Below are 10,765 nucleotides of genomic sequence, written 5' to 3' on the forward strand. Positions count from 1 at the left end.
CGGCGCGCGCGGGACCAGGAGGTCCGCCGCCGCCTGCTGGTACCGCAGGACGGCCTGCTCGGCGACCCGCAGGTCGCACGGCGCGCTCCACAGCATCCGGCGGGCCGCGTCGTACCGCTCGATCAGCACCGGGTCCTCGGCCATGCCGTGCCGGGCGACCTTCGCCTTGTACGCGTCGAGCCGGCCGCGCAGCTCCGCGCGGACCGCGAGCGGCTGCGTGACGGCGGTCAACGACTCGCGGGCCCGCAGCAGTTCGTCCTCGGCCTCGCGCTCCAGGGACTCCAGCAGCGGGGAGAGCCGGTGCCACTGGGCGTGCCTGCGGTACTCGGCGGCGGTCGACAGCCGTTCGTGGAGGACGATCGGCGGCCCGCTGACGGCGGGCACCTCCGACGCGGCGATCTTCGCGAGCACCTCGCCCCGGGCGGCGCGGGCCTCGGTCAGCGTGCGGTCCGCGCGCGACACGACGTCACGCAGCCGCATCAGCCGTTCCTCCGAGTCTTGGCGCACCGCCAGGACCGCCTCGATCTCCCGTCGTACGTCCTCCAGCGCGCGGGCCGCCCGGTCATACCGCTCGGTGTCGGGCCGGCCGCCGCCGGGGGCCGAACTCCCCGACGCGGGCCGCCAGAAGCCCAGCGGGTCGGACACCACCTGCGCGCGCAGGTCGGTCAGTTCGTGGGTGATCGACTCCAGGTCGTCCCCGGCGGGGTGTTCCCCGGGCCGTACGCCCACCGAGTGCGCGAGCGACAGCGTGCGCCGCAGCTCGGCGGAGAGCAGGTCGATCCGGGCGGGCAGCGCGGACCACACCGAGTCGGCCGCCACGACCGTGTCGAGCGCGCGCGCGTACAGCTCGTTCATCCGGGAGACCAGCTCCGCGAGCGTGAAGCGCTCGGAGAGCTGGGCGGGGCCGGTGATCGAGGACGGCGGCTGCTGTTCCGCCGGCCCGGCGAGCGCGGCGGCACCCGAGAGCGTGACGCTGCTGCCGCGCAGCGTCTCGGTCAGCTCCACCAGGTCGTCGCGGTTCGGCCAGCGGCGCCTGGCGCGGGTGTCCCGGGCCCCGCTCAGGGCCGCGCTGTAGGCGTCGAAGTACGTCCACAGCAGCGTGATCGTCCGCTCGGTCGCCGCCCACCGGTCCTTCGTGACGCCGGTGAGCGCGGCCCCTTCGAGGAGCCTGCGGCCCGCGTGGTCCTGGAGGGCGAGGAGGGAGGTCTCGATGGCTTCGTGCTCGGCTTCGAGGCGCGCCAGCGCACGGTCGGCCTCGTCCCGGTCCATCACCGGTCCCGAAGGCACTCCCCTGGAGTCGGGGATGGAGCCCGCGCCGCCCATCGATCACCTCTCCGCTCGCTCGTGTCCTGCCGGAACTCCGTGTCGGAACAACGCACATCCTGAGCAACGACGCCTGTGCCGAGCGACGACGCCCGTCCTGAGCGACGACGCCCGTCCTCGGGGGACGCGGCACCTCCCGGGGGCCGCCCGAGCGGTCCGCCTACCCGTTCCGGTACTTGGCGGGGGGCGGCGCGGTGATCCCCGGCAGCCCCGCCGCCAGCCACTTCCGGTACGACGTCATCCAGGGGCTGTTGTCCCCACCGGCGCGATACCCCACCAGCACCGCGTTCACCCGGCGGACCAGGTCGTCGTTCCCGAGCTTGGCCGCGACGCCGTAGTACTCCGTGGTGAACGGCTTGCCCGTCAGCTCGACCGTCGGGTCCTGCGCGGCCTGGCCGGCGGCGAGCGCGTTGTCCGTCACCACCGCGTCCACCTCGCCCAACTGGAGCCGGACCAGGCAGTCGAGCTGGTTGGGGACCGTCAACAGGTCCTCGTCACCGGGCTTCCCGTCGTTCTTGTCCTGGTAGATCGCGCCGAAGGACTCCTCCTTCAGCGCTTCGTACGCCGTCGAGCCCTCCGCCGTGCAGACCCGCTTCCCGGCCAGGGACGCGTCGCGCCCGGTGATGGTCGACCCCTTGGGGGCGAGCACCTGCTGGCCCGCCTGGAAGTAGGCGGTGGAGAAGGCGACCTGCTTGATCCGGGCGCAGTTGATCGTCATCGTCCTGACGACCAGGTCCACCGTGCCCTTCTCCAGCGCGGGCACCCGCTGGTTGGTGGGGATCGCGAGGAAGATGATCGCGTCCGGGCTGCCCAGGATGTCGTCGGCGATCGCCCGTGCGAGATCGATGTCGAAGCCCTGGATCTGGTTCGACTCCGGGTCGCGGTATCCCCAGCGGTAGCTGTTCTGGTCGACGCCGACGATCAACTTCTTCCGTGCCTTGATCCGCTCGATCGTCGGGCCGTCGGCGGTGGAGGGCGGCAGGCTGGCTTCCGGCTCCGAGCAATCCTCGGCGGCGGCGGACGTGGCGGTGACCACCTGCTGGGCCGCCCGGTCCGGTCCCTTCTCCGACGTGCTGTGGGCGAGCGGCAGCAGGGTGAGCGACGCCGTCACCACACAGGCCGTGGCCATGGCCGTGACACCGCCCCAGCCACGGAGCCTTCCCCAGCCACGGAGCCTCCCGGCGCCGCGAAGGCCGCCGGACGGGCGCGGCCCGCCGGACCGGCGGAGCCTGTCCATGGAAGTCATCCCTCCGCCTCTCACCGGTACTCCGAAAGCCTGCGGCCGATGCCCAGGATCGCGGCCACCGCCCCGAGCAGGGCGAGGATCCCGGCCCCGACGGCCAGTCCCGTCAGCGCGCTCCTGCCGTCCGTGGCGGAGGCGTCGAACTCCACCTGTTCGTGCGCGATCGCCTTCTCCAGGGCCGCGTCCACCTGGTCGAAGCACTCACCGGTGGATCCCTCGGTGCCGATCACCTGCTCCAGCGCGAGCTCGTAGTCACCGGCCTTGTCCGTGGCGCTGGCCGACCTGTGGCGCTGCCGCCACTCGCCGGCGGAGGCGATGGCGTCGGCCACCGGCGCGACGCCCGAACTGTCGTCGGCCAGGCCCTTCGCCCGGTCGAGCGCGGTGGTGAGCCTCGCCATGCCCGACGTGTAGTCCGTCTCGTACTTGTCGTCGCCGTCCGCCGTGAGGACCGCGCCCCGCGCCACCAGCGTGAGGTTCTCGTTCGCCCGTGCCTTCAGGGAGTTGATCCGCGCGTCGTTCAGGACCGCGAGCGACTCCTGCCCGTGGACCTGCGCGTTGTTCAACTCCGTCCGCGCGACCGTGTGTCCCACGGCGAGCCAGAGCAGGACGACCGTGGACGCGGCGGTCGCCGCGAGCAGGCCGTGGTTGAACAGCCGGTTCGTACGACGATAGTTGCGCCGCTGCGCCCAGAACAGTACGGCGAAGGCCAGCACGCCCAGCGCGAGGGAGACGAACGGCCACACCCGCGCGTCGTTGTTGTCCCGGTCGAGCCGGGCCGTCTCCTCCGCGTACAGCTTCTCGGCGGCCGGCAGCAGGTCGCTCGTCATCTGCTGGTTCGCGTACCGCAGATAGGCGCCGCCCAGCGGCAGTCCCTGACGGTTGTTCGCCCGGGCGCGCTCTATCAGACCCGTGTACCGGGGGAGGGCCTCGTTGAGTGTCGCTATCTGCCGGGCCGCGTCGCCGCCGCCCGAACCGCCCGTGTTGGCCGCGGCCTTGACCAGCAGCCGGGACGCCGTCTCTATGTCCTTCCGATACCGCGCCAGATCCTCGGGCCGCTCCCGCGCGCCCGCCAGGAAGCCCGTCGCCGCGGCCGTGTCCGCGTCGGCCAGCGAGCGGTATATGTTCGCCGCGTCCGCGCTCAGCGGCTGACTGCGGGTCACCACGTCGTCGGCGGCGGCGAAACGGTCGGAGACCTCCCAGGCCGTCACCGCGCCGAAGGCCACGACCAGCAGGGCCAGCGCGGCCCCGATGATCCGCAGCCGCCCGGGCTCCGTCGTCGCGGAAGCGCGCAGGCGCTCCACGGTCTCGGCCCACGCGCCGTGCGCTGCGGGCGACGGAGACGCTGGGTATGTCACGTGACCTCCCCCTGGGTCGATCGGACGGCGGCGGCTCACCCCCTCGCGAGCCCGGGAACCCCTCCCGACCAGCAGTATGGCCGCAGGGACGGACATTGGCAGCAGCCTTGGCACGATCTTGTACGGATCGCGCCGGGCCGGTGTGCGCCCGCGCCTGTCCCGCTTCCCACCATGAATACGCCGCGCACGCCTGATCGGTTCCCGTTCCGGGGCGTTCGTGGGTGTTCGTGGCGATCATCCGCCATGTGCCGGGAGGGCGCGGTCCCGGAGCCGTGGAACCGACGCTGCCGCCGCCGGGAGAACCCCGGCGGCGGCAGCACCTGCCCGAAAGACGGCACCTCACACGAAGTGCTCACCCAGCCGCACATGCGCCTCCGCGCTCGCCCCCACCTGGTCGAGACCCAGCAGGGCGGCCCCCAGCACCGGCGGCGCCGTGACCACCTCCACGTACGCCTTCGGCGCCTTCGCCGCCAGCCGCTCCGCGATCCCGTCGTCCAGCTGCGGATGACGCGCCGCCAGCACACTGCCCCCGAGGAGCACCGGCGCCTCCTCGCCCAGCAGGTCCAGCTTGCCGAGCGCGACCGTCGACAGCGCCACGACCTCCTCCGCCAGCCGGTCCACGAGCGAACGGGCGACCGGGTCGCCCGCCGCGCTCGTCGCGAACAGCACCGGCGTCAGCTCGTGCCGCCGCGCGTACGGGATGTGCCCCCGGTGCAGCGCCTCGATCAGGTCGTACATCGTCGCCAGGCCGAAGTGCCCCGGCAGGGTCCGTACCAGCTCCGTCGGCTCGCCCCGGCCGTCCTCGGCCCGGGCGCCGTGGTACATCGCCTCCTCCGCGAGCCCCGAACCGCCGCCCCAGTCACCGGAGATGCGCCCGAGCGCGGGGAACCGCGCCGTCCGCCCGTCCGGCAGCATGCCGACGCAGTTGATGCCCGCGCCGCACACGACGGCCACCCCGCGCGGCTCCGCGCCGCTCGGCAGGCCGGCCCGCAGTATCGCGAAGGTGTCGTTGCGCACGTCGGTCGTACGCCCCCACCCCCGCGCCTGCACGGCCTCCGCCAACTCCCGCTCCTCGACGGGCAGGTCGGCGTTGGCCAGACACGCCGACACATGGTCGGCGAAGTCCAGCCCCGGCAGCCCCGCCGCCGACGCCGCCTCGGCGATCGCCACCGCCAGGATGTCGATCGCCGCCTCGATCCCGACGACCGGCGGCTGGAAGCCGCCCCCGCGGGCCGTGCCCAGCACCGAACCGTCGGCGCCGATCACGGCCACATCGGTCTTGCTGTTCCCGGCGTCGACGGCGAGGACGCTGCCGCGCCCCGCCGCCGGGCCGGCCGTGCCCGTACCCGTGCTCATGCCCACGCGAGGTGCTCCCGGTTGTGCGCGATCAGCTGGTCGGTGAGCGCCTCGGCGTACTCGTACTGTCCGATCAGCGGATGCGACAGCAGCGCCTTGAAGACCCGCTCGCGCCCACCGTGCAGCGCGGCCTGGAGGGCGAGATCCTCGTACGCGGTGACGTTCGCGACCAGCCCCGCGTACAGCGGGTCCAGCTTCGGCACCGCGAGCGGCACCGCGCCGGACGTGCCGACCTTCGCCTGGACCTCGATGACCGCGTGGTCGGGCAGGAACGGCAGGGTGCCGTTGTTGTACGTGTTCACCACCTGCACCGGACTGCCGCCGCCGCGCAGCAGCGACGCCGCCAGGTCCACGGCGGCCTCCGAGTAGAAGGCGCCCCCGCGCTTGGCGAGCAGCGCGGGCTTCTCGTCCAGGGACGGGTCGCCGTACATCTCCAGCAGCTGCTTCTCCATCGCCGCCACCTCGGAGGCGCGCGACGGCTTCGTCCGCAACTCCCGTACGACGGCGTCGTGCTGGTAGTAGTACCGCAGGTAGTACGAGGGGACGACGCCGAGCCGCTCGACGATCTCGCGCGGCATGTGCAGGTCCTCGGCCACCGCCGTCGCGTGCTCGGACAGCAGCTTGGGCAGCAGGTTCTCGCCCTCGGGCCCGCCCAGGCGCACCCCCAGCTCCCACGTGAGGTGGTTGAGCCCCACATGGTCCAGGTGGACCTCGGACGGCGCGACGTCCAGCAGCGCGGCGAACTTGCGCTGGAAGCCGATCGCCACGTTGCACAGCCCGACGGCCTTGTGCCCGGCCTCCAGCAGCGCGCGGGTCACGATCCCCACCGGGTTGGTGAAGTCGATGATCCACGCGTCGGGGTTGGTACGGCGCACCCGCTCGGCGATGTCGAGCACCACCGGCACCGTGCGCAGCGCCTTGGCGAGCCCTCCGGCGCCGGTCGTCTCCTGTCCGACGCAGCCGCACTCCAGCGGCCACGTCTCGTCCTGGTTCCGCGCGGCCTGTCCGCCGACGCGCAGCTGGAGCAGGACGGCGTCGGCGCCCTCCACCCCCGCGTCCAGGTCGGACGTGGTGGTGATCCGTCCCGGGTGGCCCAGCTTGGCGAAGATGCGCCGGGCCAGCCCCCCGACCAGTCCGAGCCGGTCGGCCGACGGGTCGATCAGTACGAGTTCCTCGATCGGCAGAGTGTCCCTCAGCCGTGCGAATCCGTCGATGAGTTCGGGTGTGTAGGTCGATCCTCCGCCTACCACTGCGAGCTTCATGGTTCTCAGCCCTTTACTCCGGTGAGCGTGACGCCTTCGACGAAGGCCTTTTGTGCGAAGAAGAACACGACGATGACCGGGGCCATCACCAGCAGAGTCGCCGCCATGGTCAGGTTCCAGTTGACCGAGTGCGCGCTCTTGAAGGATTCCAGCCCATAACTCAGTGTCCAGGCCCCCGGGTTCTGCGCGGCGTAGATCTGCGGCCCGAAATAGTCGTTCCAGCAGTAGAAGAACTGGAACAGGGCGACGGCCGCGATGCCGGGCTTGGCCATCGGTACGACGATCTTCAGCAGCGTGCGCAGCTCGCCGCAGCCGTCGACCTTCGCCGACTCGATGTACTCCTGCGGGATGGTGAGCAGGAACTGCCGCAGCAGGAAGATCGAGTACGCGTCGCCGAACGCCATCGGGATGATGAGCGGCCACAGCGAGCCCGACAGGTGGAACTGCTGGGCCCACACCAGGTACATCGGGATGATGATGACCTGCGGCGGCAGCATCATCGTGGAGATGACGAGGATCATGGCCGTACGGCGGCCCCGGAAGCGGAACTTGGCGAGGGCGTACGCGACCGGGACCGACGAACAGACCGTGAAGACGGTGCCCAGCACCGCGTACACCAGCGAGTTGCGCCACCAGGTCAGGAAGCCCGGCGTGTGGAACACCGTCGAGTAGTTCGACCAGTGCCACGAGGTGGGCCACAGGTCGCCGCTCAGCGCCTGCCCGTCGCTCATCACCGAGGTGAGGAAGACGAACACGAACGGCAGGATGAAGAAGAGCGCCAGCGCGAGCGCCACGGAGTGGACCGCTATCCAGTTCAGGATCCGCTTGCGGCGGTGGCGGGCGGCGTCGGGTCCGCGGTCGCGGGTCCGCCCGGCGGCAACGGGTGGTGCGGTCAGGGTGGTGGTCATCTCAGTCCTCCGCCGGGATGAGGCCGACGCTCTTGCGCATCAGCAGCAGGGTGACGGCCATGGCGATGGCGAAGAGCACGAGCGAGAGCACACATGCCGCGCCGGTGTTGAAGTTCTGGAAGCCCAGTGAGTAGACGAGCTGCGGGACGGTCAGGGTCGAGTGGTCGGGGTAGCCGGGCTGGATCACCGTGCCGGGGCCGATGGAGACACCCGACGCGAGCTTCCCGGCGACCAGGGCCTGCGTGTAGTACTGCATGGTCTGTACGACCCCGGTGACCACGGCGAACAGGACGATCGGGGTGATCGCGGGCCAGGTGACGTAACGGAACTTCGACCAGGCCCCCGCGCCGTCGAGATCGGCGGCCTCGTACTGCTCCTTGGGCACGTCCAGCAGCGAGGCCATGAAGATGACCATCAGATCGCCGATGCCCCACACGGAGAGCAGCACCAGCGACGGCTTCGACCAGCTGGGGTCGTTGAACCAGTTCGGGCCGTGCAGCCCGATCCAGCCGAGCATCTCGTTGACCGGGCCCGTGGACGGGTTCAGCAGGAAGACGAAGGCCACGGTCGCGGCGACCGGCGGGGCCAGGTACGGGATGTAGAACGCCGTACGGAACAGGCCGACGCCCGTCTTGATCTTCGTGACCAGCAGGCCGATGCCCAGGCCGAAGGCCACCCGCAGCGCGACCATCACGACGACCAGCCACATCGTGTTCCACAGCGCGGGACCGAAGAGCGGCATCTGCTGGAACACGTACTTCCAGTTCCGCAGCCCCACGAAGTCCGGGGCCTTGATCTGGTTGTAGTGCATGAAGGAGAAGTAGACGGTGGCGATCAGCGGATAGGCGAAGAAGACCGAGAAACCGATCAGCCACGGGGACAGGAAGCCCAGCGTGCGCATCCGCTCGCGGTTCTGCTTGCGGCGCAGCGGGGTGTTGCGCGGTGCCCCGGCGGCCCCGGACCTGGCGGCCTTCGCCGAGGTGGTGAGTGACAGTGCCATGACCCGGCTCCTCAGTTCTCCGACTGGACGTTGTCGGCGTCGATCTGGTCGTCGAGTTCCCTCAGAGCGCCGGGCAGGTCCTTGAGCGGCGTCCTGCCCGATTCGACGGACTGCGAGAAGTCACCGAACGAGGTGATGTACTGGCCGCCGTTGTTGGACGGCGGGACCGCCTGGCTGTACGGGTTCTGGGCGATCTTGAGGAATTCCTGGAACGCCGGGTCCTGGTCCAGCTTCGGGGACCTGAGGGCCTCGTTCGTGGACGGCACGTTGTGGATCGCGTTGGCGAAGCTGACCACCGAGTCGGTGTCGACCGTCAGGAACTTCACCAGCTCCCACGCGGCGTTCTGGTGCATGCTGCTGTGCGCGATCCCGGCGACGGTGCCGGTCAGGTAGCCGCGCCCGTACGTGTCCGCCTGGTCGTCCGGTACGGGCAGCGGCGCCACGCCCCAGTCGAACGTCGCCTTCTCGTCGTCCAGCATCAGCCCGCGCCACTCACCGTCGAGGTGCATGGCGAGCTTGCCGTTCAGGAAGGCGTTGCCGTTGGAGTACTCGTCGCCGAAGGTCTGGCGCAGCCGCTCCATGGCCGCGTACCCGCCCTGCGCGTCGGCGATCGACTTCATCGTCGAGAAGAAGTCCTCGGTCTTCGGCTCGTCGGCGAGCCGCGCCTTGCCCTTGTCGTCGAAGTACTCCGGGCCCCACTGCGCGAACATCCGGTCCGGCGCGTTCTGGTAGAGCTGGTAGTTCGGCATGAAGCCGGCGCGCTTGATCGAGCCGTCCTTGTTCTTCTCGGTCAGCTTGACCGCGTCGGCCTTCAGCTCGGACATCGTCCGGGGCGGCGAGGCGATCCCGGCGGCCTTGAACGCGTCCTTGTTGTAGTACATGCCGAACGCGTCCGCGAGCAGCGGCACCGCGCACTGGACGCCCTGGTACTGCGTGTAGTCCAGCAGCGTCTTCGGGAAGACCTTCGACTTGTCGATCCCGCTCTTCTTGAAGAAGGGGTCGAGATCCACCCACATGTCGGACGAGCAGTACTGGCCGACGTTGTTGGTGGTGAACGAGGTCACCACGTCAGGAGCCTTGCTGCCGCCGGCGCGCAGCGCCTGGTTGATCGTCTCGTCGCCGACGTTGCCGGTGGAGACGACCTTGATGTTCGGGTGGAGCTTCTCGAAGCGGGCGATGTTCGCGTTGATCGCCTTCACCTCGCCGGGCGCCGACCACCCGTGCCAGAACTTCAGCGTGACCGGCTTGGTCGGGTCGTCGGTGTCGCTCCCGGTGCTCGGATTCGCGCAGCCGGACAACAGCAGCGCCGATGCGGCGAGCGCCGCGGACACGCAGGTGCGTATACGCCATCGCGCCATGGCGGACTTCCTTTACGGGGGAGGGGTACGGGAAAACGGCGGCGGGTGGGTTCTGAGGGGACGCGGGGGCGTCGCGGGGAAGGCGGGGGACGCACACCGGTACGGATACGGATACGCGTACGAGTGCGGGACAAGGGGCCTGTGGGATAAGGCCTGTGGGGTACGGGGAAGCGGCACGCGAGGCGCGGTCAGGTGGTGTCGAAGACGGTGTCGCGCGCCTGGGTGAGGGCCGACCGCAGCGCCCCGGTCAGGATCGGGTCGCCGTCGAGGTCGCTGATCCGCAGCAGGGGTCTGGGCAGGATGAGCCCGGTCAGCTCAATCTCGACCCGCTCCCGCAGCGCCTCCCCGCCGGCCTCCGCGACCGCGCCGGAGAGCACGACCAGCTCGGGGTCGACCACGGCGACCACGGCCGCCAGGCCGGTGGCCAGCATCGCCGCGACCTGGTCCCGTACGCCCTCGTCGGCCAGGGCCTCGGCCAGCGGCGCCCCGCCGGCGAGTTTCCGTACGGCGGGGGTGGAGACCTGGCTCTGGAAACCGCCGCCGGCGTCGTCCCCGGCCCAGTCACGGACCCCGCCCCGGGCGAGCGGCGCGCCGGGCAGCGGCATGTAGCCGATCTCCCCGGCGCCGCCGGTGGCGCCCCTGAGCAGGGTGCCGCCCAGCACGATCGCGGCGCCGACCCCTTCGTCGAGGTAGGCGAGCACGAAGTCGTCGTGGTCCTGGGCCGCGCCCTCGTACTGTTCGGCGATCGCCGCGAGGTTCACGTCGTTCTCGATGAAGACCGGGGTGCCCAGCACTTCCGCGAGATCGGCCCGGAGCGTACGGGAGTGCCAGCCCGGCAGGTGCGGCGCGTACCGCAGCTGGCCGGTCTGCGGGTCGATGGCGCCGGGGGTCCCGATCACCGTGCAGCGCAGGTCGTCGTGGCCGAGCCCGGCCGCGCGCAGCGCGCCGTCCACGGCCTCG

At 71.0% G+C, this 10,765-nt stretch carries 9 protein-coding genes; all 9 read right to left on the reverse strand.

Features of this window, described 5'->3' with window-relative positions; translation table 11 throughout:
* Positions 1–1,269, reverse strand: a 1,269-nt coding sequence (locus tag GT042_RS22540; RefSeq protein WP_161310547.1) for a hypothetical protein, incomplete at its 3' end; no start/stop codon positions are given.
* A 214-nt stretch (positions 1,270–1,483) separates the two neighbouring features.
* Positions 1,484–2,452, reverse strand: a complete 969-nt coding sequence (locus tag GT042_RS22545) for a glutamate ABC transporter substrate-binding protein (protein ID WP_237531079.1) — start codon at positions 2,450–2,452, stop codon at positions 1,484–1,486.
* Positions 2,453–2,580: 128 nt separating this feature from the next.
* Positions 2,581–3,921 (reverse strand): hypothetical protein, encoded by a 1,341-nt coding sequence (locus GT042_RS22550; RefSeq protein ID WP_345943871.1) that lies wholly within the window; start codon positions 3,919–3,921, stop codon positions 2,581–2,583.
* Positions 3,922–4,260: 339 nt separating this feature from the next.
* The gene (locus GT042_RS22555) at positions 4,261–5,277 is read right to left on the reverse strand and encodes a BadF/BadG/BcrA/BcrD ATPase family protein (RefSeq protein WP_161310549.1); all 1,017 of its coding nucleotides are present in this window, start codon (positions 5,275–5,277) and stop codon (positions 4,261–4,263) included.
* A complete protein-coding gene (locus tag GT042_RS22560) occupies positions 5,274–6,539 on the reverse strand; it encodes a 6-phospho-beta-glucosidase (RefSeq protein ID WP_161310543.1) in 1,266 nt (421 codons plus the stop codon). Before GT042_RS22560 ends, GT042_RS22555 begins: the two co-directional genes overlap by 4 nt.
* A gap of 5 nt (positions 6,540–6,544) precedes the next feature.
* On the reverse strand, positions 6,545–7,447 hold the full coding sequence (locus GT042_RS22565; protein ID WP_161310544.1) for a carbohydrate ABC transporter permease: 903 nt from the start codon (positions 7,445–7,447) through the stop codon (positions 6,545–6,547).
* A 1-nt stretch (position 7,448) separates the two neighbouring features.
* Positions 7,449–8,447, reverse strand: a complete 999-nt coding sequence (locus GT042_RS22570) for a sugar ABC transporter permease (RefSeq protein ID WP_237531080.1) — start codon at positions 8,445–8,447, stop codon at positions 7,449–7,451.
* Positions 8,448–8,458: 11 nt separating this feature from the next.
* Positions 8,459–9,805, reverse strand: a complete 1,347-nt coding sequence (locus GT042_RS22575; protein ID WP_161310545.1) for an ABC transporter substrate-binding protein — start codon at positions 9,803–9,805, stop codon at positions 8,459–8,461.
* A gap of 188 nt (positions 9,806–9,993) precedes the next feature.
* Positions 9,994–10,765, reverse strand: a 772-nt coding sequence (locus GT042_RS22580; protein ID WP_161310546.1) for an ROK family protein, incomplete at its 5' end; no start/stop codon positions are given.

It is taken from the genome of Streptomyces sp. SID3212, assembly GCF_009865405.1.
Taxonomy (GTDB): Bacteria; Actinomycetota; Actinomycetes; order Streptomycetales; family Streptomycetaceae; genus Streptomyces.